Annotated in this window: 26 protein-coding genes and 1 tRNA gene (1 of these 27 cut by a window edge); 8 read left to right on the forward strand and 19 right to left on the reverse strand. The window is 43.8% G+C overall.

The window, feature by feature from the left end:
- Positions 1-211, forward strand: the 3' end of a protein-coding gene (locus EWU21_RS02935; RefSeq protein ID WP_130895316.1) for an RluA family pseudouridine synthase. It extends 515 nt beyond the left edge of the window; 211 of the gene's 726 nt are visible here — the last part of the coding sequence; its start codon lies off the left edge, out of view; it ends in the stop codon at positions 209-211.
- A 10-nt stretch (positions 212-221) separates the two neighbouring features.
- On the opposite strand, the gene EWU21_RS02940 is transcribed toward EWU21_RS02935, so the two are convergent.
- The 5 genes from EWU21_RS02940 to EWU21_RS02960 form a co-directional block, all read right to left on the reverse strand.
- Positions 222-629, reverse strand: a complete 408-nt coding sequence (locus EWU21_RS02940; protein WP_130895317.1) for an RrF2 family transcriptional regulator — start codon at positions 627-629, stop codon at positions 222-224.
- A gap of 144 nt (positions 630-773) precedes the next feature.
- A complete protein-coding gene (gene rpsG / locus EWU21_RS02945; protein WP_130895318.1) occupies positions 774-1,241 on the reverse strand; it encodes a 30S ribosomal protein S7 in 468 nt (155 codons plus the stop codon).
- 70 nt (positions 1,242-1,311) lie between these two features.
- On the reverse strand, positions 1,312-1,716 hold the full coding sequence (gene rpsL, locus EWU21_RS02950; RefSeq protein WP_127805424.1) for a 30S ribosomal protein S12: 405 nt from the start codon (positions 1,714-1,716) through the stop codon (positions 1,312-1,314).
- Between the two features lie 139 nt (positions 1,717-1,855).
- Positions 1,856-3,046 carry a mannonate dehydratase gene (uxuA, locus tag EWU21_RS02955; protein ID WP_130895319.1) on the reverse strand — a complete coding sequence of 397 codons (1,191 nt, stop codon included), beginning with the start codon at positions 3,044-3,046 and terminating at the stop codon, positions 1,856-1,858.
- A 184-nt stretch (positions 3,047-3,230) separates the two neighbouring features.
- Complete coding sequence (locus tag EWU21_RS02960; protein ID WP_130895320.1) at positions 3,231-4,694, reverse strand: DUF4301 family protein; 1,464 nt, start codon at positions 4,692-4,694, stop codon at positions 3,231-3,233.
- 99 nt (positions 4,695-4,793) lie between these two features.
- On the opposite strand from EWU21_RS02960, the gene EWU21_RS02965 reads away from it, so the two are divergent.
- Positions 4,794-6,716: a RecQ family ATP-dependent DNA helicase gene (locus tag EWU21_RS02965; RefSeq protein WP_130895321.1), complete on the forward strand. Its 1,923-nt coding sequence runs from the start codon at positions 4,794-4,796 to the stop codon at positions 6,714-6,716.
- Here the strand turns inward: EWU21_RS02965 and lon are convergent.
- The 7 genes from lon to EWU21_RS03000 form a co-directional block, all read right to left on the reverse strand.
- Positions 6,677-9,172 carry an endopeptidase La gene (gene lon, locus EWU21_RS02970; RefSeq protein ID WP_130895322.1) on the reverse strand — a complete coding sequence of 832 codons (2,496 nt, stop codon included), beginning with the start codon at positions 9,170-9,172 and terminating at the stop codon, positions 6,677-6,679. The genes EWU21_RS02965 and lon overlap by 40 nt on opposite strands.
- 80 nt (positions 9,173-9,252) lie before the next feature.
- On the reverse strand, positions 9,253-9,732 hold the full coding sequence (locus EWU21_RS02975; RefSeq protein ID WP_317127214.1) for a DUF6702 family protein: 480 nt from the start codon (positions 9,730-9,732) through the stop codon (positions 9,253-9,255).
- Positions 9,733-11,124 (reverse strand): RIP metalloprotease RseP, encoded by a 1,392-nt coding sequence (gene rseP / locus EWU21_RS02980; protein WP_130895324.1) that lies wholly within the window; start codon positions 11,122-11,124, stop codon positions 9,733-9,735.
- Between the two features lie 6 nt (positions 11,125-11,130).
- A complete protein-coding gene (locus EWU21_RS02985) occupies positions 11,131-12,291 on the reverse strand; it encodes a 1-deoxy-D-xylulose-5-phosphate reductoisomerase (protein WP_130895325.1) in 1,161 nt (386 codons plus the stop codon).
- Positions 12,288-12,902, reverse strand: coding sequence for a rhomboid family intramembrane serine protease (locus tag EWU21_RS02990; protein WP_130895326.1), 615 nt, complete (start codon positions 12,900-12,902; stop codon positions 12,288-12,290). The genes EWU21_RS02985 and EWU21_RS02990 overlap by 4 nt, the downstream gene beginning before the upstream one ends.
- A gap of 17 nt (positions 12,903-12,919) precedes the next feature.
- On the reverse strand, positions 12,920-13,897 hold the full coding sequence (locus EWU21_RS02995; RefSeq protein ID WP_130895327.1) for a polyprenyl synthetase family protein: 978 nt from the start codon (positions 13,895-13,897) through the stop codon (positions 12,920-12,922).
- A gap of 1 nt (position 13,898) precedes the next feature.
- Complete coding sequence (locus EWU21_RS03000; protein WP_130895328.1) at positions 13,899-15,113, reverse strand: NADH-quinone oxidoreductase subunit D; 1,215 nt, start codon at positions 15,111-15,113, stop codon at positions 13,899-13,901.
- Positions 15,114-15,247: 134 nt separating this feature from the next.
- Here EWU21_RS03000 and rpmG point away from each other — a divergent pair, with 134 nt between their 5' ends.
- From rpmG to ftsY, 3 genes are all read left to right on the forward strand, one after another.
- The gene (gene rpmG / locus EWU21_RS03005; RefSeq protein WP_130895329.1) at positions 15,248-15,430 is read left to right on the forward strand and encodes a 50S ribosomal protein L33; all 183 of its coding nucleotides are present in this window, start codon (positions 15,248-15,250) and stop codon (positions 15,428-15,430) included.
- Between the two features lie 8 nt (positions 15,431-15,438).
- Positions 15,439-15,591, forward strand: a complete 153-nt coding sequence (locus EWU21_RS03010) for a DUF4295 domain-containing protein (protein WP_109324168.1) — start codon at positions 15,439-15,441, stop codon at positions 15,589-15,591.
- Between the two features lie 99 nt (positions 15,592-15,690).
- On the forward strand, positions 15,691-16,668 hold the full coding sequence (gene ftsY / locus EWU21_RS03015; protein ID WP_130895330.1) for a signal recognition particle-docking protein FtsY: 978 nt from the start codon (positions 15,691-15,693) through the stop codon (positions 16,666-16,668).
- On the opposite strand, the gene EWU21_RS03020 is transcribed toward ftsY, so the two are convergent.
- On the reverse strand, positions 16,669-18,339 hold the full coding sequence (locus EWU21_RS03020; RefSeq protein WP_130895331.1) for a glutamine--tRNA ligase/YqeY domain fusion protein: 1,671 nt from the start codon (positions 18,337-18,339) through the stop codon (positions 16,669-16,671).
- A gap of 94 nt (positions 18,340-18,433) precedes the next feature.
- On the opposite strand from EWU21_RS03020, the gene EWU21_RS03025 reads away from it, so the two are divergent.
- Positions 18,434-19,471 (forward strand): WD40/YVTN/BNR-like repeat-containing protein, encoded by a 1,038-nt coding sequence (locus tag EWU21_RS03025; RefSeq protein WP_130895332.1) that lies wholly within the window; start codon positions 18,434-18,436, stop codon positions 19,469-19,471.
- Here EWU21_RS03025 and der read toward each other — a convergent pair.
- Entirely contained in the window at positions 19,451-20,773 is a 1,323-nt protein-coding gene (gene der / locus EWU21_RS03030) for a ribosome biogenesis GTPase Der (protein ID WP_130895333.1), read from the reverse strand. The genes EWU21_RS03025 and der overlap by 21 nt on opposite strands.
- 11 nt (positions 20,774-20,784) lie before the next feature.
- Positions 20,785-21,687: a GTPase Era gene (gene era / locus EWU21_RS03035; protein ID WP_130895334.1), complete on the reverse strand. Its 903-nt coding sequence runs from the start codon at positions 21,685-21,687 to the stop codon at positions 20,785-20,787.
- Positions 21,688-21,794: 107 nt separating this feature from the next.
- Here era and EWU21_RS03040 point away from each other — a divergent pair.
- Positions 21,795-21,867: transfer RNA gene (locus tag EWU21_RS03040), tRNA-Met, on the forward strand.
- Positions 21,868-22,018: 151 nt separating this feature from the next.
- On the forward strand, positions 22,019-22,333 hold the full coding sequence (locus EWU21_RS03045; RefSeq protein ID WP_130895335.1) for a LytR/AlgR family response regulator transcription factor: 315 nt from the start codon (positions 22,019-22,021) through the stop codon (positions 22,331-22,333).
- Positions 22,334-22,395: 62 nt separating this feature from the next.
- Here the strand turns inward: EWU21_RS03045 and EWU21_RS03050 are convergent, their stop codons facing one another.
- The 4 genes from EWU21_RS03050 to EWU21_RS03065 form a co-directional block, all read right to left on the reverse strand.
- Complete coding sequence (locus EWU21_RS03050; protein WP_130895336.1) at positions 22,396-23,295, reverse strand: OmpA family protein; 900 nt, start codon at positions 23,293-23,295, stop codon at positions 22,396-22,398.
- Between the two features lie 75 nt (positions 23,296-23,370).
- Positions 23,371-23,817, reverse strand: a complete 447-nt coding sequence (locus EWU21_RS03055) for a MarR family winged helix-turn-helix transcriptional regulator (RefSeq protein ID WP_130895337.1) — start codon at positions 23,815-23,817, stop codon at positions 23,371-23,373.
- 116 nt (positions 23,818-23,933) lie between these two features.
- On the reverse strand, positions 23,934-24,506 hold the full coding sequence (locus EWU21_RS03060) for a hypothetical protein (protein ID WP_130895338.1): 573 nt from the start codon (positions 24,504-24,506) through the stop codon (positions 23,934-23,936).
- A gap of 7 nt (positions 24,507-24,513) precedes the next feature.
- On the reverse strand, positions 24,514-24,744 hold the full coding sequence (locus EWU21_RS03065; protein WP_130895339.1) for a F0F1 ATP synthase subunit epsilon: 231 nt from the start codon (positions 24,742-24,744) through the stop codon (positions 24,514-24,516).
- Positions 24,745-24,750: the final 6 nt, after the last annotated feature.

A 24,750-nucleotide genomic window follows, 5' to 3' on the forward strand; every position in this document is an offset into this window, starting at 1 on the left:
GATTCGTGGCGACATCAAATACGGATACGATAAACCAAACGTAGATGCGAGCATCAATTTACACGCACGCCGTTTGTATTTCATCCATCCCATTAAGAAAACACCCATTATCTGCAAAGCGTCGGTTCCGGAGAATCCATTCTGGGAAGAGTTTTTGGAATTAGATAACGATGAGTTCAAGATGAAAAACTTGAATCACTTGTACGAATAAAAAAAGGAGCTTACATAAGCTCCTCTAGTGTCGTATTTTCTAAGACGGATAAGTTCGCGTCCCTCCATTTTGTCAAGACCGTTCTTAACTGGCACGTTTCCTCGTCAGCGCAGTCATCACATTTGCCGTAGAAGTGAAGTGAGACACAAAGAGCTGGGGCAATAGGGCCATCCACAATCCGAATGATTTTCGCAAAAGTAACTTCCGCAGGAGGAATGCGTAGGTAGTAACCGCCGCCTTTCCCTTTTTGGGACTGTAAAATTCCGTGATTACGTAACTCTAATAAAATCGCTTCGAGGAATTTCTTCGGTATCTTCTCCGATTCCGCGATATGCGAAATCAATAAGGGGCCTTTCTCATAAGATTGAGCCAATACTTTTAAAGCCTTTAAAGCATATTTTGCCTTCTTCGAAATCATAGTGTTGTTGATTGTGAATCAAAGCTAAACAAAATTCAGGAATACTCCATTAGTCCGCTCGATTAAGTACTAGTTCCAGAGCAAGTTTTCGGGCAAAAAAAAAGGCTAACCTTTCGATTAGCCTCTTCATGCAATTCAAATGAATTAGAAACGGAAGTGAGAGAACGCTTTGTTCGCTTCTGCCATTCTGTGTGTATCATCTTTCTTCTTCACTGCTGCTCCCTCCCCTTTCGATGCTGCAATGATTTCGTTCGCTAAGCGATCCATCATTGTTTTGTCACCACGCTTACGCGCGTAACCAATTAACCACTTCATTCCCAATGAAACTTTACGTTCAGCTCGCACTTCTGTTGGTACTTGGAAGTTTGCTCCACCTACACGACGGCTCTTAACCTCCACGGATGGCATCACATTATTCAATGCTTTTTTCCAAGTTTCTAAACCGTTTTCTTTTGTACGCTCCTCTACTTTATCTAACGCATCATAAAAGATGGTAAATGCAGTAGATTTCTTTCCATCGTACATTAAGTTGTTTACAAACTTAGTTACTAATACATCCTTAAACTTAGGATCTGGCAATACGTAGCGCTTTTTTGGTTTCGCCTTTCTCATGTTGTTAGTTTTTTAAAATCGACCCAACCTTCTGCTTTAACGAAGCATACTGGATCTTTCTGTTAATAAATTATTTCTTCTTACCTGTTGGAGCTGCTTGACCTGGTTTAGGACGTTTAGCACCATACTTCGAACGAGACTGTAAACGACCAGAAACACCGGCTGTATCTAAAGCTCCACGAATGATGTGATAACGTACACCTGGTAAGTCTTTTACACGACCACCACGGATCAATACGATCGAGTGCTCTTGTAAGTTGTGACCTTCACCTGGAATGTAGGCATTCACCTCTTTTTGGTTTGTTAAGCGAACACGAGCTACTTTACGCATCGCTGAGTTTGGTTTTTTAGGAGTAGTCGTGTATACACGAGTACAAACCCCTCTTCTTTGTGGACAAGAATCCAAAGCTGGTGACTTAGATTTCCAAGTCATTTGCTCACGTCCCTTGCGCACTAATTGCTGAATAGTTGGCATTTTGGAATAATTACCGTTTAAATTTAAAATTCTTTTAATCCCTGCAAGCGCGTTAAACTCAATAAGATAGAGTTATCCCACACTAATGGGGGTGCAAAGTTAGCAATAAGATATAGAAATCAAAAGGGGAAAATGAAAATTATTTCAAAAACCCGCGGATTCCCATTTCCAAACCACGTAACTCCGCTAAACCGCGTAAACGACCGATGGCCGTGTAGCCTGGATTCGTCTTCTTTCCTTCTTGTAAATCATCCAGCATTCGATGCCCGTGATCTGGGCGGAATGGCAAGCGAAAATCTTTGCGTCCAGACATAATGCGTTTGTCCTGCTCATTCACTAAGCCTTTCATCACCCCGAACATATCCACATCCCCATCTAAATGATCCGCCTCATGGAAATTCCCGTATTGATCGCGGCGCGTAGCCCGTAGGTGAATGAAATTAATGCGATGACCCAGGCGCTCTACCATCCCCACTAAATCGTTGTCTTCTCTAACGCCGTAACTTCCGGTACAGAAACACAATCCATTTACGTTGCTTTCGTAAGCATTCAATAGTTGAACGGCATCGCTTTCCGTACTCACCACGCGAGGTAAGCCCAAAATCGGATACGGAGGATCATCCGGGTGGATCGATAAATTAACCCCGGCCTCCTCGGCTGCTGGCGTAATCTCCCGAATGAAATCGTATAAGTTCTCACGCAATTCCTTCTCCCCTACTTCGGAGTAAGTATCCAAGGCTTCTTGGAAGGATTTCAACGTGAAGCTTTCCTCAGAACCAGGTAAGCCGGCGATGATATTGCGAATTAATTTCTCTTGTTGTGCTTGAGAAGATGCATCGAACCATTTTTGAGCTCTTGCGATTTGCTCGGCTGTGTAATGCTGCTCTGCTCCCGGACGTTTTAATAAGAACAATTCAAAGGCACAGAATTCGGCCGCATCGAAGCGCAACCCCGTACTTCCATCTGGAAAACGAAAATCCAAATCCGTTCTTGTCCAGTCTAATATGGGCATAAAATTATAACAAACCAGATCTAAACCCGCCTCGCCTACATTACGCAAAGACGTTTTGTAGTTTTCGATATACTGCTTGTAGTTACCAGAACGCGTTTTGATATCTTCGTGCACCGGTATACTTTCGATCACAGACCAACTCAATCCAGCCGCCTCAATGATGGCTTTACGTTCTAAAATATCCTGAAGCTCCCACACTTTTCCATTCGGAATTTGGTGTAGAGCACTCACAATACCTGTTGCGCCTGCTTGACGCACATCGGATAATTTTACCGGATCATTGGGGCCAAACCAGCGCCACGTTTGTTCTAAAGCCATATCGTTTTTGTTTACTACCTATTTAAAGGCTTTATACCCTCCATTTTACCTATTGTAAGGCCAAATAAAAAACCTTGCCTGGAAACCGGGCAAGGTTTTTGTAATCAAGCATTTATATACTTCCTTTAAAATCTCTTTCTCAGGGGCCACAAAATTAGGGAGTTTTTTACAAACAAAAAAAGTCCTAGCCATTTTGGTGGGCAGGCCTCACTAAATCGGTCACCGTTTTCACCGGATTGAATGTTTCCAAAGGAACTTCCACAAAAAGCGTGTTCCAATCTGACATCGCTCCGTTCCAAAGTCCCGGCAATTCCATCGCTTTTAATTCCTTCCCGTCTTTGGTCTTATCTGTAATAAAACCCGTATTCATATCTCTATAGTTCAATAAGTTCAAACCACGCGTAGCGCACACTAAATCCACTGGATTGAAGTGGGAGGCTTGGTGGAATTTGGCCTTTTGATCTTCATTCTTCATATCAATCTGAGCTGACTCTACGAGCTGTAGGGTGAAATTTCCTTTCGCATCTTGGCACCAGAATGGGCCTCCTCCCGGTTCTCCCGTATTTTTCACCACCCCACAAACGCGTGTAGGACGGGCTAAAACTTCGCAGATTGTTGCCACTTTATCTTGTTCGCTTTTACGCGCAAAATCTGCCGCTGGCACAAAACCTAAATAGGTGGCCATCTCTTGCAGGGCCTCGTTGATTGTTGCCTCTGATGGATTTTCTTGCAGCTGTTGGTTGAGGTGTTCTATTCCTTCCAAAATCCACAACAGCAACCCGCCAAGCGCCTTTTTATATTCTATGGTCGGCTGCTTTAAGGCATCAGGCACCACATTATCAATATTTTTAATGAAGATCACATCAGCTTTCAGGTCATTCAAATTCTCCAATAGCGCTCCATGGCCAGCGGGTCTAAAAAGGAGTGATCCATCGGCCTCACGGAACAAGGTATTGTCCGGGTTCACGGCAATGGTATCTGTGGCAGGCTTTTGTTCCGAGAAAGTGATCTCGAATTGGATACCGGTTTTCGCCTCCCACTTGGGAACGAGATTCTTCACTAAATCCTCGAAACCGCTGCGGTGTTCTGGAGAGACGGTGAAATGCAGGCGGGCTTTTTGACCGTTAGATGCATAAGCCGCTGCCTCCACGATGTGTTCCTCTAGCGGAGTTCGTGCTCCATCTGGATAGGAATGGAAAGAAAGCAAGCCTTTGGGTTTTTGGCCATAATTCATTCCTGCGGAACCAAGTAGTTTTTTAAGTATTTCCGCTGAGTCATCATTTGATTCTAGCAACTCTTTCAGCTCTGGATAAAAAGCAAAGTGATCCAGCTCATCAAAAAACTTCGTGCATTCTTTGTTTTCCTCGCCGGTTGACAAGAATTCGAATAGTGATTTAAACATTCGAGTAGCCGCTCCGGAGGCTGGTACCATCTTCAAAATAGAAAGCGCTGATTTTTGCTGATCAAAGCGAGCGATGAATTCTTGCAGTTGTTCGGTAGAAAATTGAAAAATTCCATTTCCGATCGAAGCCGATTTCTCCAAATTCATCCAGGGGAATCCGGATTTAAAAAAATCAACTTGTTGATTCATTTCCGCAGGAGTGATTCCGCGTTTCGATAATTGGGCTAAATCCTTGTCTGATAACATATGCGCTTTCTTTTGCTTCTAAAAATAAGCATTTCTTCTCAGGAATTCCCAAAAATCCGTTCGAGGAGTTCATTCTTTTTTGGTAGATTTGTTTAGACGATGGCGGAAATTCAGGACATATTGCAAAAATACTGGGGGCATTCTGCCTTTAGGCCCCTGCAGGAGGAAATTATTCACTCGGTGCTGGATGGCAAGGATACCCTGGCCTTATTGCCCACTGGTGGAGGAAAGTCCATTTGTTTTCAGGTACCGGCCCTCGCTTTGCCGGGGATTTGCATCGTCATTACGCCCCTAATTGCCTTGATGCAAGACCAGGTGGCACAATTAAACCGCCGAGGTATTCCAGCGACCGCCCTTTTTTCCGGCCTCCGCAAACGCCAAATCGACATCTTATTAGACAACTGTATTTACGGCAATACAAAGTTCCTCTATGTTTCGCCCGAACGCTTAAAAACAGATTTGTTCATCGAGCGAGCGAAGCAGATGAACATCAGCTTGTTGGTCATCGACGAGGCGCACTGTATCTCGCAATGGGGTCACGATTTCAGACCGCCTTATCTCGAGATTGCAGACTTTCGCGCCTTGATTCCGAGTGTTCCCTGCATCGCTTTGACGGCCTCCGCGAACGAGGAAGTAAAACAGGAAATTCAAGAAAAGCTACAATTCAAGAACGCATCCGTATTCCAAAAAAGTTTCAGCCGCGCTAACCTCTCCTACTCCGTCCTCTATGAGGCGGACAAAGAAAAGAAACTATGCTCGATGCTGCAACGCGTTCCGGGTTCTTCGATCGTGTATGTACGAAATAGAAGACGGACGCAGGAAATCTCCGATATGCTTTCTAAAGCCGGCATTTCCAGCACTTTTTACCACGCCGGTCTTCCAGTTGAGGTAAGAAGCACGCGCCAAAAAGACTGGATCGAAGGCAAAATTGATTGCATCGTGGCGACCAATGCTTTCGGGATGGGTATTGATAAACCTGATGTTAGACTCGTGGTTCACCTGGATTTACCCGATACCATCGAGGCCTATTACCAAGAAGCAGGCCGAGCGGGTCGAGACGAGAAAAAGGCCTACGCGGCCATTTTATATGAAGAAAAAGACATATTGGATTTAACAGCTCAATGGGAAAAGTCATTTCCGACGGCGGAAACAATCAAACGCACCTATCAAGCCGTTTCTAATTATTTACAGGTTGCCGAGGGAAGTGGCGAATTACAGAGTTACGATTTTGACTGGATGGATTTGTGCAAGCGTTTCAACTTGCCTAGCTCTCAGACCTATTTTGCCTTAAAGACATTAGAAGCAGAAGGCTTAATTTTGCTAAACGAGGCCTTTCAAAATCCCTCCAAAATCCGCTTCATCGTCAGCTCCACCGAACTATACGACTTTCAAATTCGAAACGAGAAATTCGAATCCTTCCTAAAAGGGCTGCTTCGTATCTATGGAGGTAATTTATATACTCAATTCGTCAGCATCTCTGAGGCGGACTTCGCTCACCAGATAAAGATTCCTCCCGCAGAGGTGGAACGTAATTTAGCTTTGTTAGAGAAGTTCGAATTAATCGAATACGACAAACAAAATGGCCTACCTAAATTGGTCTTTTTGACGCCTCGGGCGAACATCGAAAACCTACCCATCATCTGGGCTGAATACTTGAAGAAGAAGGAGCGGTCGAAGAAAAAGATTGATGCGATGATTCACTATGTGAAACATCCGGAGGCATGTAGAACGCTATTGATTACCTCGTATTTTGGGGAGTCTTTAAAGACGTCATGCGGGGTATGCGACCATTGTTTGCAACGAAAAAAAGAGGCCTCCGGGAAAAATATCCCCGAAGGCCTCGAAGCAGAACGTAAATTAATTCTGACGTATTTGAAAAACGGACCTTTATCCGTGCAAGATCTAGTGGAATGCCTCCGCCCATTGGCTTCTACTGAGGCGCTTCGCATCATTCAATTCAGTCTTGAATTAGGCGAAATTCATTATAATGCTGCGGACGAGCTTGCTATCGGTTCTGCCTGAAAAACAAATTTCACCGGATTCTTCACCTGCTCTTTTAATAGCGCTAAAGCTAATACTTCTTTCGCGTCATCTACATAGTGGAAGCTCAAATCCGAAATATAATGCGCCTCGATTTCTTCCACATCTTTGCGGTTCTTCGAGCACATAATGATCTCTCTTATCCCCGCTCTTTTCGCAGCCAAAATTTTCTCCTTGATTCCACCCACCGGCAATACTTTACCACGTAACGTAATCTCGCCGGTCATCGCTAGTTTCGATTTCACCTTGCGCTGGGTTAAAGCCGAAGCAATCGCCGTTAACATCGTAATACCTGCGGATGGACCATCTTTAGGTACCGCTCCAGCTGGAACGTGGATGTGCAAATTGTATTGGTCAAAAATGCGGTAATCAATACCGTATTCATCTGAATGTGCCTTTAAGAAACTTAATGCCGCCATCGCTGACTCCTTCATCACATCCCCTAATTGGCCTGAAAGTGTCAAGACACCTTTTCCGCGGTTCAATAAGGTTTCAATGAATAAGATGTCTCCTCCAACTGGTGTCCACGCTAAACCTGTTACGACTCCAGCATATTCGTTGTTCTCGTAGGTATCCTTATCGAAGTGCTCTTGACCCAATAATTTCACGACATCTGTCGCCGTGATTTTGTGTGGATAGTCTTGATCCATCGCAATGGATTTTGTGATCTTGCGCACCACGCGACCAATTTCTTGTTCTAATTTACGAACACCTGATTCGCGGGTATAGCCTTCGATGACCTTTTGGATGGCTCCATCATTCATTGCAAATTCCGCTTTCTCTAAACCGTGTTCTTTCTTTTGCTTAGGCAGCAAGTGCTTTTTCGCGATTTGGACCTTCTCCTCCATCGTGTAGCCACTCACCTCGATAATCTCCATCCGATCGCGCAAAGCAGGATGAATCGTATCTAAATTATTTGCGGTAGCGATGAACATCACTCGAGATAGATCGTAATCACACTCGAGGTAATTATCCATAAAGCTGCTGTTTTGTTCCGGATCTAATACCTCTAACAAGGCAGACGACGGATCGCCACGGTGGTCGGAACCTACTTTATCTATCTCATCTAAAATGAATACCGGGTTCGAAGAACCGGCTTTTTTAATGCTTTGAATCACCTTGCCCGGCATGGCGCCCACATAGGTTTTTCTATGACCTCTGATTTCGGCCTCATCCCGCAGACCTCCTAAGGCCATGCGTACGTATTTACGTCCCAAAGCTTTGGCAATCGAACGACCCAAAGACGTCTTACCCACACCCGGAGGGCCATAAAGGCACAAGATAGGCGCTTTCATGTCTCCTTTCATCTTCAATACCGCTAGGTATTCGATGATCCGTTCTTTTACTTTTTCTAAGCCAAAATGATCCGCATCCAACACCTTTTTCGCCTTCACCAGATCGAAATTATCTTTTGTGTATTCACCCCACGGCAAATCCGCAATCAATTCCACATAATTCATCAACATCGGATATTCTCCAGACATCGAATTCGTACGTTGTAATTTCGAAAGTTCTTTTTGGAAGAAATCATTCACTTCTTTCGACCACTTCTTCTTCGCTCCTTTCGCACGCAGGCCGTCCAATTCTTGCTCCGGACTTTCCACGCCTAATTCTTCCTGCAATACTTTAATCTGCTGGCGAATGTAGTAGTCGCGTTGTTGCTGATCGATGTCACTCGAAGCTTTGCTTTGAATCTCGCGTTTCAACTCCAGATGCTGGATGTCTTTCAACATGTGTTCCAACAAATGCGTGGCCTGTTCAATTCCATCCAAGGTCTCTAACAAAGCCTGCTTTTCTTTCAATTCCGCATTGATATTCGAAGAAAGGAAATGGACTAAAAAAGCAGAGGACTCGATGTTGTCTAAGGCGATTTGGGCCTCACGAGGAATCTCTGGATTCAGGTTCAATATTTTCAAGGCGCACTCTTTCAGCGTGGAAACGAGTGCCTTATTTTCCTTATTTAATTTCTTAGGGAACGTGTCCTCGATATAGGAAACACGCGCTAACAGATTAGGTTCGGTTTTGATGTATTCGCTTACTTCAAAACGCTTGCGGCCTTGGACGATGATCGTTGTGTTTCCTCCTGGAAGAACGAACATCTTCACGATGTGCGCAACCGTTCCGATTTTGTACAAATCATCTGGTGTAGGCTCGTCTTTGGAATTATTCGCTTGTACTAAAACGCCAATCGTGCGATCCCCCTTGTAGGCTTTCTTCACGAGGCGAACGGATTTTTGGCGGGATACAGTAATCGGAATCACCATACCCGGAAACAAGACAATATTGCGAATGGGAAGGATAGGCAATTGGTCTGACAAAACGCCCATTTTGTCATCATTGTCCATCCCTTCTGACCCGATCGGGATCAATTCTATATTTTCAAAATCAGACATCTCTGAAAGCTGTAAATGCTTAAAAAGGTCATTTGGATTATTCATACCACATTTTTAAATTCTGCTCCTCGGTGAGCGGACGATATTAATCAATTTTTATGCCAAAAGACAAGTTGGCAGAGTGATTATCTTGATAATTGTTGTACCTCTTGGGTTTTTCGAAAAAGGTAGGATTTTTTAGCGCCTTGAAATGACCAGGATACGAGGTTCGTTTGGTCTTCGAATTCGTCTAAAAACAGCGAGTTTTCGAGATAAGATCCAGCTAGATCAGCGGTGGTGGGAATTTCAAGATACACCCAAATGGCATCTTGCTGCGGCTCGGTTCCTAACCAGCGATAGGGGGTGGTCATTTGCTTGCCCGAACGAAAACCAAAGTGTTTACGCACGTAAGCCTCTACCGTTTTTTCTGCTGCCTCATCCCCCGGAATCATCCGAAATTTCTTACCAGTCGCAGCACTTATCGTTTGCTCTAGATCATCTTGAAACAGGCGAATGCTGATTTCCCAGCTTTGGTCCTTCTGATTATAAGTCATTTCCGTCACTGAACTATGAAATGGGTGCAGATCAGGGAAAAATAGACCCAAAAACAGAACCAGCCCTTTCAACTAGAAAAAGGCTTTGAAAATATCATTCCCAAATGTGTAGGCCATCAAGGCTAGCAAGATCAGCATACCTACCTGCTGCGCTTTTTCCAACACCTTCTCCGATGCCGGCTTTCCCGTAATCATCTCATAAAGTAAGAAAATCGCGTGTCCCCCATCCAAAGCTGGAATAGGCAAGATATTCATGAAGGCCAAAGCCATCGATAACAAACCAGTCAGCATCCAGAAACGATTCCAATCCCATACTCCTCCGAACATTTGGGCGATACCAATAGGTCCGCTCAAGGCTTTCGATGCCGAAACATCACCCGAAGCAATCTTCTTGAATCCTTTGATATTATCCGAAATCACCGAGAAGGCACGACCCGTTCCGATGCTGGCTGCCTCCGCAAACGAATAATCTTCGTGCGAAACTTGAATCAACATCTCCGGAATAAATCCGATTTGCCCGGAAGCCGTCACCTCCATAGACAAGGTATCCGCCACGCCTCCGCGTAAAATACCTAAGCGAATAGACTTACCCGCTTCCTTCGTGATTAATTCTTTCACTTCGTGGTAGAAATGAACCGGGCTTGCATTCACCGAGGTGATCACATCGCCCTTTTTCAATCCCGCCGCATAGGCTGGCAATAATTCCGCTGGCTTAGAAGCCGAGAACTTATCAAAGAAACCTGGCTCTTCCGGAGCGGCCACTTCTGCTACTTTAAATGGAGCAATGGGCTCTATGAATCCCGCTTTCTTATCACTTAATTTTTCAATGAAATTCGATGGGATTTTGATCTCCAAAGTCTGGTCGCCACGTTGCACCGTGTAACTCGAATTCTCACCCAATAGAACATCTGAAGCACGTAAATCAGATAATTGCTTGTAATCAGCGCCGTTCACACGAATGATTTTATCACCCGTCCTCAGGCCGATTTGCTTACCTAAATCCAAGGCTACAATACCGTTCTTATTTAATTCTTCTTTCGAAATGAAGTTGTTTCCATTCGAATAAGTCAAGCAAACGAAAATCACCACGCCGGTAATGATGTTGACAATCACGCCACCTAGCATGACGATTAGACGCTGCCATGCGGGTTTTGCGCGGAATTCCCAAGGCTCAGGCTCTTTCGCTAAGGTCGCCGCATCTTGTGTTTCATCAATCATTCCCGCGATGGAAACGTAGCCTCCTAAGGGGAACCAGCCTAAACCGTATTCGGTATCCCCTACTTTCTTTTTAAACAAAGCGAAGTTTAAAAGCGTCGGAATAGGGAACATAAAGTCGAAGAAAAGGTAGAACTTTTCGACGCGCATCTTGAACCATTTGGCGGTAATAAAGTGCCCAAACTCGTGCAATGTTACTAAAATTGACAATCCTAAAATCAATTGCCCTACCATCACTAAACCTTCCATAATTCGCTATTTTCTATTTTTATCAACCCATTCTTGGGCCATAATTCTACTTAATTTATCGCTTTCGATATAATCTTCTAATGTCGGATTCGCGGTAAAAGTTCCCTGGTTCATACAATATTCGTTCAAATCAGACATCGCTAAAAATCCAATTTGATCTTCCAAAAAGGCCGCTACCGCCACCTCATTCGCCGCATTCAATAAACACGCCTGATTTCCTCCTTTTTCCAAGGCCTGAAAAGCAAGCCCTAAATTACGGAAAGTCTGCGTATCTGCCTGCTCAAAAGTCAAGGACGGATACTGTCTAAAATCAAAACGAGGGAAACTCGCCTTCATCCGATTCGGATACCCTAAGGCAAACTGAATCGGTAATTTCATATCTGGCAAACCGAGTTGCGCCTTGATGGATCCATCCTCGAACTGCACTAAAGAGTGAACGATCGACTGAGGATGTACAACCACCTCGATTTCTGAAGGTTTCACATCAAATAACCAAGCTGCCTCGATCACCTCTAAACCTTTGTTCATCAAACTAGCCGAGTCGATCGTAATCTTCGCACCCATCGACCAATTCGGGTGTTTCAAGGCTTGTGCCCGCGTTACTTGGGCTAATTGCTCTCGGCTAAAACCTCTAAAGGGTCCACCTGAAGCCGTTAAAATCACCTTTTCAATGGGGTTGTGTGACTCGCCCATCAAGCATTGAAAAATCGCTGAATGCTCTGAATCAACCGGCAAAATAGGCACACCCATCTCCCGCGCTAAGGGCATAATCAGGGCTCCCGCCACTACTAAGGTTTCTTTGTTCGCTAAGGCGATTGGCTTGCCTGCCTTTATCGCTTTCACCGTAGGCAATAAACCAGCATAACCCACTAAGGCCGTTAACACAATGTCGACAGAATCGAGGGTAACCACTTCTTCTAAGGCTTTTACCCCTGCATGCACTTGAATTTGTGTTCCAGCTAAAGCCACTTTCACCTCCGCATATTTCGCCTCATTCCCGATCACCACGTGAGCCGGTTTCCAGGCTAAGGCTTGGGTAATGAGCAGATCGGCTTGATTTTGGGCGGTTAAGACCTCAACAGAAAACTCGGAAGGATGCTCCGCAATCACCTCCAAGGCCTGTGTCCCAATGGAACCCGTGCTACCTAAAATCGCTATTCTCTTCATCGCAGCATCGCCGTTATTTGTTCCACAAAACTGATCCACACTTGTGGATACAACAAGGTCATGGCCACGATTCCAAACAAGGCTCCGTACAAATGCGCACTATGATTCACGAAATCACGACTGCGTTTATCCATTTCTACTGAGTACCAGGTAAACAATCCGGCATAGATAAATCCAGGAATTCCGAAGAAGCCAAACAGGTAAATTTTTTCCGTAGGGAAGAATAAAATTCCTGCAAAAATCACGGCAGAAACAGCTCCTGATGCGCCTAAAGAGTTGTAATTGGGATTATTTTTCTGTTTGAAAAAAGTAGGCAAATCTGCCACCACAATCGCCAACACATAAAAGAGAATGTATAATTCCGACGCGATCGATGGAAATAATTGATTAAAAATCTGTTCTAATTGAACCCCAAAAAAGAAAAAGGAAAACAAGTTAAAAAACAGGTGCGTGAAGTCCGCGTGGATAAATCCCGAGCTAACAAAACGCCAATATTCGTTTCTGTGTTGAATCCGGTACGGGTTCATGAGCATTTTCCCCATCAAGTCTGGCTTTTGCCAAGCCACCAGGGAAATAATAATCGTTACAGCGATAAGTACAATCGAGACCATATAAGAACAAAACTACGTTAAACTTCTCGATCAACCAACCCACTCATAAACTTTACCAAGGCTGATTTTTGCTCTTCGGAAATGGCCAGAGATTGAATTTCTAGAAAGGCCGTATCGAAATAAGAGGCGATGACCGCTTCCGTTTCTGCTTTTAGACCCAGGGAATCATAGATCGCGGTTACCGCTTGTACTTTTTCAGAAGCATCGTACTCCGTGGCTGCCACCCATTTTTCCAGCGAAGCGAGCGTAGCACCCGTTGCTTTTTCGAACGCTTTTATCAGTAAATAGGTTTTTTTATTCGCTAAAATATCTCCGCCCGGTTGCTTCCCAAATTTCTCAGGGTCGCCATAAACGTCCAATAAATCATCTTTTAATTGAAATCCTAGACCGATGGTTTCTCCAATACGGTATAAGGAATCAGAAACCTCAGCAGGTGCAGAAGCGAGTAAACCACCCATTTCCATCGAAAATCCAATCAAGACCGACGTTTTCAAGCGAATCATTTCGATATATTCTTCCACCGCCACATCGTCACGGCTTTCAAAATTCATATCAAATTGCTGTCCCTCACACACTTCTGCGGCGATTCGGGAAAGACGCCCCAACAAATGTTGAAAAGCCTCCAGGCTTAATCCTTTGACCTTATTCAAGTATTGGTAAGCATTCACCAGCATCACGTCGCCGGATAAAATGGCGATGTTGTCATTCCATTTTTCGTGGACCGTTTGCTTGCCACGACGTAAGGGCGCTTTGTCCATAATATCGTCGTGCATCAGCGTGAAATTGTGAAAAATTTCCACCGATAAAGCGGCAGGAACTTGTTTTTCCCAGTCGGATTTGAACAAGGAATAGGTTAATAAACAAAGGACAGGGCGAATCCGCTTACCTCCTAAACTCAGGAGGTAATGGATGGGGTCGTAAAGTTCGTTAGGGTTTTGGCCTATATCTAAACGACTGATTTCCTCTTCGAGGGCTGCTAAAAATGCTTTGTTCATCTTATCTATCTACTTCGCCCATCACTAAATCCAAGGATCCGATAATGGCTACTAAATCTGCTAAATACGTTCCTTTGGCCAAATAAGGCAACACGGAAAGGTGGTGGAAAGAGCAAGCACGCACTTTCAAGCGTTGTGGAATATCCGAGCGGCCATCCGTGCGAATATAGAAACCGAGTTCCCCTTTTGGATTTTCGGCTCTCACATAGGCATCCATCGCTTTAGGACGGATTTTTTTAGGGACCAAAGCCTGAGGATCAAACTCCCTGGTCCTTTTCTCATCACCTAGCAAGGCCACGATACATTGTTCAATAATCCGTAGCGATTCCTCGCATTCGCGAATCCTAACGTGATTTCGATCCCAACAATCGCCTACCGCACCCATCGCACCCTCTCCTATCGGAATGTCAAATTCTAATTCCGGATACACCGAATAAGCATCGATGCGGCGTAGGTCAAAAGGCAAGCCAGAACCCCGCAACACAGGACCCGTACATCCATAATTAATTGCCGCATTCAGGGGCAAAACACCCACATTCGCGGTCCTTTTAATGAATATACTATTATCTTCTACTAATTGTTTTACTTCTTTAATCGTGTTCTTAATGACCGGCACTAATTCCTGCACCTTTTCTTCAAAGCCCAAAGGCAAATCGTAGAACAATCCCCCCACCCATACATAATTGTACAACATCCGGGCACCCGAAAGCCATTCTAACATCCGTTGAATTTCTTCGCGATCCCGCATTAACCATAAAAAAGGGGTATATGCACCGATATCCAAACCATAGGTCCCGATCGCCACAAAGTGCGAGGCAATTCGGTTTAATTCGGCCACTAGGACCCGTATGTACTCGATACGTTTGGGCAATTTTCCTGTCAAATCCAGCATCTTTTCCACCGCCATCACATAGGCATGCTCCGAGTTCATCGCCGCCATATAGTCCAAACGGTCCACATAAGGGATGATTTGATTAAATGGTAGCGCCTCCGCATGCTTCTCAAAACAACGGTGTAAATACCCTAGATGCGGAACGACTTCCTTGATCCATTCGCCATCCGAAATCACTTCTAAACGAAGAACCCCGTGGGTCGAAGGGTGTTGAGGTCCCAAGGAAATGATCATTTCCTCCGATTTCAGATCCTCTACCCGAAATTTATTGGGGTCCGAGTTCTCGAAATTTTCCGGAAGAAATTGGTACTGGATGGGATTCATTAAGCAAAAATGCTAAATCTAACGGGTAAAAATAAATTTTTCTATCTATTTTTAGCAAAGGCTTTGGGAAAAAAAGAAATTCTTCTACCTTTGCATTCCGTTTCGAGCAGAGGCGGATAAAAGATTTATCTATTATGGCAAAGAAAGGAAATCGCATTCAAGTAATCTTAGAATGCACTGAGCACAAAGAAACTGGTTTACCAGGCATGTCTCGTTACATCACTACGAAAAATCGTAAAAACACAACAGCACGTATTGAGTTAAGAAAATACAACCCTGTTTTGAAAAAAGTTACTTTACATAAAGAAATTAAATAGGTTGACCCATGGCTAAGAAAGTAGTTGCAACTCTGAAGAAAGAAGGCGGCGTTAAGTACGCTAAGATCATTAAGGCGGTTAAGAATCCTACCACAGGAGCTTATACCTTCAAAGAAGAAATCATCCTTCAAGATGAAGTTAACGCTGCATTGAAAAACTAATTTTTCAATACCCGTTTACCTATCTTAAAAAAATTGAAGTCCCTTCTTGAAGGGACTTTTTTTATTTTCACTACCTTCGTATCGTATTTTAACACTCCCATGGGATTATTCGATTTTTTAAAAAAGAAACCAGAACCGCAACAGCAAGAAGAAATTCAAGCCTTAGAGCAAGGTTTAGAGAAAACATCCACGGGTTTTTTCTCTAAAATTGGCCGTGCGGTCGTGGGTAAATCGAAGGTAGATGAGGAGGTTTTAGATGAATTAGAGGAAATTTTATTGACTTCGGACGTGGGCGTAGCGACTACGTTGAAGATTATTCAACGCATCGAGCAACGCATCGAACGTGATAAATACGTTTCCACAGAAGAGCTAGACATCGTTCTACGCGAGGAAGTGGCGGCCCTTTTAGAGGAAAACCAATCGTCATCTTTAGTGAATGCTTTCGCTGAACCGAAGCAAAAGCCCTATGTCATCATGGTCGTAGGTGTGAATGGCGTGGGTAAAACTACGACTATCGGAAAGTTAGCCTCTCAGTTTCATCAAAATGGCTTGAAGGTCGTATTAGGCGCGGCGGATACGTTTCGTGCGGCGGCGGTAGACCAATTGAAGCTATGGGGAGAACGCGTAGGCATTCCGGTGATTGATCACGGAATGAACACGGATCCTGCAGCCGTGGCTTTTGATGCCGTAAAACAGGCGGTGGAGATGAATGCGGACATCGTGATTATCGATACCGCAGGACGTTTACATACGAAAGTCAACCTGATGACCGAGCTTGGTAAAATCAAGCGCGTGATTCAAAAGTTCATCCCAGAAGCGCCACACGAAGTAATGCTCGTGTTAGACGGCTCAACCGGCCAAAACGCCTTCATTCAAGCCCAAGAGTTTACGAAAGTGACAGAGATCACCTCTTTAGCGATTACAAAGCTAGATGGTACTGCCAAAGGTGGGGTGGTAATCGGTATTTCGGATCAATTCAAGATTCCGGTCAAATACATTGGAGTGGGAGAAAAAATCTCCGATCTCCAAGTATTCAACAAGACCACATTCGTGGATTCGCTTTTCGCGAAGAAATAATTATTTAGCCTTTTCTTTGGCCCAGGTATCTTTCAAGGTAACCGTGCGGTTAAATACGAGCTTATCTGGTGTCGAATCTGAATCTAAACTGTAGTAACCTTTACGTATAAACTGTAGCGCTTGACCTACTTCCGCCTCTTTCAAACCTGGTTCCACATAGACTTTGGGCACAATTTGAAGCGATTCTGGATTGATAAATTTCAAGAAATCATCGCCTAATTCAGACGCATCCTCCACGATCAATAAGCGATCGAAGTTACGCACCTCGGCTGCCACTGCATGAGCCACGGACACCCAATGAATCGTTCCTTTTACAGAAACACCACTCGTATCTTGACCTGACTTGCTTTCTGGGATATATTCCGCGTGCACTTCCGTCACATTACCTTCCGCATCCGTTTTGAAATCTGTACACGTTACAATGTACGCCCCTTTTAAACGCACCTGTAGTCCTACGCCTAAGCGGAAGAACTTCTTAGGTGGATCGATCATGAAATCATCGCGCTCAATATATAACTCGTTAGAGAAAGGAACCGAACGCTTCGTGATTAGCTCCGCTTCTGGATTATTTTCAATCTGCAAATCTTCCGTTTTATCGGCTGGATAGTTCGTGATCACTAATTTAATGGGATCCAAAACTGCCATCACGCGGTCCGCGGACTTATTCAAATCCTCGCGAATACAAAATTCCAACAAGCTTAAATCGATCAAATTATCACGCTTCGCTACCCCGATACGCTCGCAGAAGTTGCGAATCGATGCAGGTGTGAAACCTCGTCTACGTAAACCTGAAATCGTAGGCATGCGCGGATCATCCCAGCCATTCACCACTTTTTCATTCACTAATTGCAATAGTTTCCGCTTACTCATCACCGTGTGGGATAAGTTCAAACGAGCAAATTCATATTGATGAGACGGGAAAATCCCTAATTTATCTAAGAACCAATCGTATAAAGGACGGTGAACGTCGAATTCTAAGGTACAGATGGAGTGGGTGATTTCTTCGATGGAATCACTTTGGCCGTGTGCAAAATCATACATCGGGTAGATGCACCATTTATCGCCTGAACGGTGGTGTTTCACATGGCGGATGCGGTACATCAAAGGATCGCGCATGTGCATGTTCGGGTGCGCCATGTCAATTTTTGCTCTTAGCACCTTCTCGCCGTCCGCATATTTTCCCGCGCGCATGTCACGGAATAAGGCCAAATTTTCCTCTACACTGCGGTTTCTGAAAGGACTGTGCGTACCCGGTGTGGTAGGCGTTCCTTTTTGGGCTGCGATTTCTGCTGCCGTCGAATCGTCTACATAAGCGAAAGAAAGTGTGATTAACTTCTCCGCGAATTGGTATAAATCTTCGAAATAATCGGAAGTATACAATTCATTTGCCCAGGTAAATCCTAACCACGAAACATCCTTCTTAATCGACTCCACGTACTCTGTCTCCTCCGTCACCGGATTCGTATCGTCAAAACGCAGATTCGTTCCTCCGCCAAAACGCTGAGCCAACCCAAAATTCAAGCAAATACTCTTCGCGTGACCGATGTGCAAGTAGCCATTCGGCTCAGGTGGAAAACGTGTCAAAATACCTTGTGGGTATTTTCCAGACGCGATGCCTTCCTGAACGATTTCTTCTAAGAAATTAAGGGATTTGGGTTTTAATTCTTCCATGTATACTTTTTCGTGCCGACGAATAAATTTGAGCTGTAAGGTTCAAAAATAAACATTATTTGCCAAAATCCGTAATTTGCAGACCGATATACCTATGAGAAAACACATCCTACTCTTCGCCCTCCTATTTTTAGGCGCTTTCCAAAGCTTCAGCCAATGGAATTCCCTCTCCCTAGATACCCAAGCCTCGTTCAGAGCGATTCGATCCTTTGGTTCTCACATCTGGATAGGTGGAACGCGCGGAACCGTGATTCACTCGAGCGATGGAGGCGAGCACTTTATGGTTTCGCAGGTTCCGGGAGCAGATTCTTTGGACTTCCGAGACCTAGCGATACTCGACGATAAAACCGTTTTACTCATGAGTGCAGGCCCGGCAGAGCAGGGGGCAGCCAAGATTTTTCGCACAGAGAATGGCGGAAAAAGCTGGGAATTAGCCTTCCAAATCAAGGATAAGGGCTATTTCTTTGATGCCATTCTTTGGGAGGGCAAACAAGGATTGGTTTTATCCGACCCTGCGGGCCCATTCTATGGCTTGATTCGCATCAGCGATAAAGGACGTTCCTACGAATTATTGAACCCGATAAATCATCCGGACTTACAAAAAGGAGAAGCTGCATTCGCAGCCAGTGGCTCTAGTTTACAGAAGACAAAAAAGGGCTATTACATCGTGACCGGAGGTGGCGAAAAGGCGCGGGTTTTGCACGGTAAAGATGCGCTACATTGGGAAAGCATTTTTGCCGAAATTCCCGGCGGCGAAGGAACCGGATTTTTTAGTCTAGGCGTTCGCGATGCGAAAAATCTATGGATTGCCGGAGGAAATTATTCCCGCATCAAAGAGGGGCCCGTACCGGTTTTAGAAAGCAAGGATGGGGGCACGACTTGGGCTCCAGTCGCTGGTGCACCGGGGTATTATGTCGAAAAAATACTGTGGGCAGCGCCGTATTGGATTTTATCCGGGCCGGCGGAGAGCTCAGCTTTTGACCCGAAAACGAAGCGTTGGATTAGCTTAGGCAAAAGTCCCTACCACAACATCTGTCAGGTGGGAGATCGGATTTATGGTGTAGGTGGAAGAGGCCAAATCGGTTTCATCAGCCTCTCCCAAATACAGCAACTATTTCTTTCTAAAGAATAGAGAAATAGGCGTTCCTTCTAAATTAAACGCTTTACGCATCTGATTCTCTAAGTAACGCTCGTAACTTTCCTTGATGTACTGCGGTAAATTGCAGAAGAAAATGAACGTAGGATACGGTGTCGAAACCTGCGTACAGTATTTAATCTTGATATATTTACCTTTCCAAGCGGGAGGCGGATAACTCGCAATCACATCTAACATCACATCGTTTAATTTCGAGGTAGAAATCTTCTGTGTACGGTTTTCGTATACCTTTAGCATTAACTCCAAAGCTTGGAAGATACGCTTCTTCTCCATGACCGAAGTAAAGATCACTGGCATGTAATTCAACGGTGCCATACGTTCTTTAATCGCTTTCTCTAATTGAATGGCGGTATTCGTGTCTTTCGCCACTAAATCCCACTTATTAATCATCAATACAATTCCTTTCTTCGCCTTGTCCGCCATGCTGACAATATTCATATCCTGCGCCTCTAATCCGGTTAATGGATCGATTGTCGTCGCATCGATAATGATAATCGCCACATCGCATTCCTCTAAAGCCTTCATCGAACGCAAAACAGAGTAATACTCGATGTTATCGTCGATACGCGCTTTTCGGCGAATACCGGCCGTGTCCGTGATGATGAAATCCTTCCCAAACATCGTATAGTGATTTTGAATCGCATCACGCGTAGTTCCCGCCTCATCAGTCACGATGGAACGATCCTTTCCTAAAATCGCATTTAAGAAAGAGGATTTCCCTACGTTAGGACGACCTAAGATCGCCACGCGTGGAATGCCTAATTCTGGATTTTCGATTCCTTCATCCTTAAAATGAGAAACCATCGCATCGAGCATATCACCTGTACCACTTCCACTTTCAGCCGCAATCGCATAGGGATCGCCTAAACCTAATTCATAAAATTCCGCTGCAGCATAAGCCTTCTCGTGTGTATCGGCTTTGTTCGCGATCAAAATAACGGGTTTCTTAGAACGACGTAAAACGTTCGCAAAATCCTTATCTAAATCCGTTAAACCCGTAGAACAATCTACCACGAACAATAATACCGCCGATTCTTCAATGGCTAATTCTACCTGCTCGCGTATTGCTCCTTCAAATTTATCTTCGGATCCATGCACGTATCCTCCCGTATCAATCACGGTGAAGAAACGTCCTGTCCATTGACCGTAACCATAATGGCGGTCGCGCGTCACCCCGGACAAATTGTCCATGATAGCTTTCTTTTGTTCGATCAAGCGATTGAACAAAGTAGATTTCCCTACATTGGGACGCCCCACAATTGCAATAATATTTGACATTCGTTGTTAAATTAATCGAGTGAATACCCGAATGAACGCAGCTTGTCCGTCTTCGCACGCCAATCTGGCTCCACTTTGACAAACTGCTCTAAAAATACTTTTTTACCAAAAAACTTCTCTAAATCCTCTCTTGCCTGAATTCCCACTTTCTTGATATTTTCCCCCTTATGCCCAATGATAATCGCACGCTGCGATACCCTTTCGACATAAATCTCTGTAGCGATACGCAAAATGGTAGGCTCCTCTTTAAAAGAAGTCACCACTACTTCGCAGGAATAGGGGATCTCTTTTTTATAATTCAAGAAAATCTTCTCCCGAACAATCTCGGAGGCAAAGAACTTTTCTGGCTTATCCGTCAGCTCCTCCTTATCAAAAAAGGGCGGATGAACGGGTAAATGCTCCATGAGGTGGCTAAAAATTTGGTCCAAATGAACCGATTCCAACGCCGAAATAGGGATAATCGGCTTGCCAGGAAAAATCCCCTGCCAATACGCGACCTTCTCCTCTAACTTTTCCATAGAGACTAAATCGATCTTGTTTAATAAAACAAGAATAGGCGTGTCTGTGAAATCTTTCCAATTGGTCAAAAAGTCCAAATCTTCAAATTCATCAAACACATCCGTCACATACAACACCACATCCGCATCCTCTAAAGAACTTTTCACAAACTGCATCATGGACTTATGCAGTTCATATTTAGGCAACAAAACCCCAGGTGTGTCTGAGTAAACAATCTGGTATTCAGTACCCTTATGCTCTCCGTTCAGCATCCCCAAAATCCGGTGACGCGTCGTCTGCGCCTTCGAGCTCACAATCGAAAGTCGCTCCCCCACTAATGCATTCATCAGCGTACTCTTACCCACGTTGGGTTTTCCAATAATACTGATAAATCCTGCTTTGTGTTCTGGGGTCATAGAAATGTAACGTAAAATCTGCCTAAAAAAGGATCGGCAAGAATAATTTCTACAAAGATACTTGTTTTTTCTGAAAGAAACGTGCATCTTTGCACTCCCAATTATATCGCGGGGTGGAGCAGTTGGTAGCTCGTTGGGCTCATAACCCAAAGGTCGTCAGTTCGAGTCTGGCCCCCGCTACATCGAAAAGAGGTCTTGCAAAAGACCTCTTTTTTTATGCCCTTAGTTCAAGCACATGCTGACCGCTAAATAAATACACTAACCGCTAAATAATTCTTTCTTATAGGTTCAGTTCAAATACACTAGGTTTACATTTAGTAAATACGTGCTAATGAGAAAACACCTGAAAATTCCTGGAATAGACCAATGCCCCGTAGACGACATCGTGAGCATTGAAGGCAAAGGGAATTACACCACGATTTTTTTGAAGAACGGTCAAACCATCTTGATGGCGAAGACACTCAAGAAGTTCGAGTCACAATTGCGCCTAGGCACCTTCCTTCGTATCCACAAGTCCTATCTTGTCAACAAGGTGAATGTGCTAAGCCACGATTTAAATGAGACTAAGACGGTCAAAACAATACTCAACCAATCCCTCCCTGTTTCCAGAAGAAAACTAGATCTAGTCCGTGGGCAATTAGCCTAATGAATCCCATAAAAAAAGGGCCTCGATTTTCATCGAGGCCCTTTTCTTTTATCTATAAAAGCTTATTTCGCTTGTGGCGTCATTAAGCTGAAGAACTGATCTAATTTAGGCGTTACAATAATCTCCGTACGGCGATTTTGCTTACGTCCCTTAGATGTTTTGTTAGCTGATGCTGGCTCGTACTCGCCACGTCCACCTGCTGTTAAGCGCTCAGGATCCACATCAAATTTAGTTTGCAATACACGAACCACAGAAGTAGCACGCTTAGCAGATAAATCCCAGTTATCTTGAATACAATCCGTAGAGATAGGCACCGTATCTGTGTGACCTTCTACTAATACATCAAGCTCTTTGTGATCGTTTAACACTTTCGCTACTTTCGCTAACACAGCTACCGCTTTCGCGTTTACTACTGCACTACCCGAAGCAAACATTAAGTTATCAGAGATCGAGATATAAACCACCCCTTTCTTCACTTCTACAGTTACATCTTCATCATTCACGTCAGCTAATGAACGCTTCAAGTTCATCACTAATGACAAATTCATTGAATCTTTACGTTGGATTGAAGAGTTCAAGTCTTTGATGTATTTTCCTTGTTCGTTCAAGGCATCTAATGACTTGCGGATACTTTCAGCACCTGATTTGTTAATCACTGAAAGATCAGATAAACGATCTAATAAGTTCGTATTCGTCTTTTTGAAGTAATCTAATTGCTCTTGCAAAGCTTTCAATTGACCATTTTTCGCTTCTAAATCCGTATCTCTCTTTTTTAATTCACCTTGAAGGCTAGCTGTTAGAGATTGGCAATCAGACAAGTCCGCTTTTGATTTAGATAAAGCTGAACTACTAGATGCTTGTAATTGAGTTAATTGTGATTCCAAATCCGCTAATTTCTTCTTTCCTACACAAGAGGTAAATAAGAAGGGCATCATTGCGAATACCAAGAGTAGTTTTTTCATAACGCAGTTTTTGTTTAATTATCGAGCAAAAATAAGGATCTCCTTTAATATCCGTATCCCGAAATACGTTTTTTTCTAGATTGTTTTTAAAATTTCTCCTGCATCCTCCTCCATTACTTGATTAACGGTAGACATCACTTCAAAAAATACGGCTAATTTTTCCGGCTCCACGCGGTCGTAGATTAACTTATTAAAGGCAATCACTCCCTTTCGAGCCTGATCACGTTTCTTTTTCCCAATTTCCGTCAAAAAAATCTTCACCACCCGCTTATCTTCATAATTCGCAGAACGCTGAATCCACTTCTTATCCTCTAGGGTCCTTAACATACGGGTCAAAGACCTCGCCTCTAAGCCCAGCGCCGGTGCAATCTTCGTTGCAGGTGTTCCATCTTTATCAATATGCAACAATACATAGCCGATGGCCATCGTCATATCAAACTGAGCAGAATAGGTGTTGTACATCCGGCTGATGGCGTACCAACCGGTCTTAATATGAAAATCTATTGTTTCTTCTGCTTTCATTGGAACCCTACATTTGTATGCGAAATAAGGTATGCTACCCTACCTTTGGACAAAAATGAACTAAAAAAAAATAGGATGCAAGCATCCTATTTTCAAATTCCAATAAAAGCAATCGATTATTGAACCCGATTACCCTTCATTCTTTTCGAATTCACTTTCAAGCCATTCAAGGAAGACTTCATGATCATTAGACGAACGCGAGGCGTTTTGGTCACTGACTTCGTCAAACCTTCGTATTTCTCATTGTAGACCAAATACTTGCTACCTTCGAAGTTCAAACGAGAAATAGTAGAATTTCCTGTTTCATCCACTAACTGGTAGAAATACTCTCCGCGTTCCCCTAAAACAGGCGCAAAGATTAAGCTATTCGACTCCTTCGCAGGATTGTCAAAAGAAACATACAATTTATCTCCTTCTTCCTTCAATAAAGCACCCGGAGTTTGTTTCTCTAAACTCACGCGATTAATCGACTTGCCGTTTTTGAAGACCAAGGCTCCCGCCTTCACGTTCGCGTCCGTTGAACTCATCTCTCTTTCTAAAATCAAGCCATTATCATTATAGAACTGAATCTTATTCAAAGGAATATTACTTTCCTTTACAGTTGCTAGAATAGATCCTGTTAAAAAGGCCTTCTCTGAACAAGAACTAAATAAGACCGTAGCAAATACTAAAATGGCAAGTTTTTTCATGAGAATGTTAGTTAACGCCTTCGGCTAAAACAAGTACTCGATTATTCAAAACTTCAACAACTCCTCCTTCGATTTGGAAGACCTCTTTATCAGCCGTTAATTCTCCTTTTGCTAAAGTAGAAACGATCGCTGCGTGGTCATTTAAAATTTGGAAGGAACCATTAACGCCAGGCAAAGTCACTACAGATGCTTCTGCAGAGAAAACTTTACGATCCGGTGTAATAATTTCTACAAACATAATTTT

Source organism: Aquirufa antheringensis, assembly GCF_004307425.1.
Lineage (GTDB): Bacteria > Bacteroidota > Bacteroidia > Cytophagales > Spirosomataceae > Aquirufa > Aquirufa antheringensis.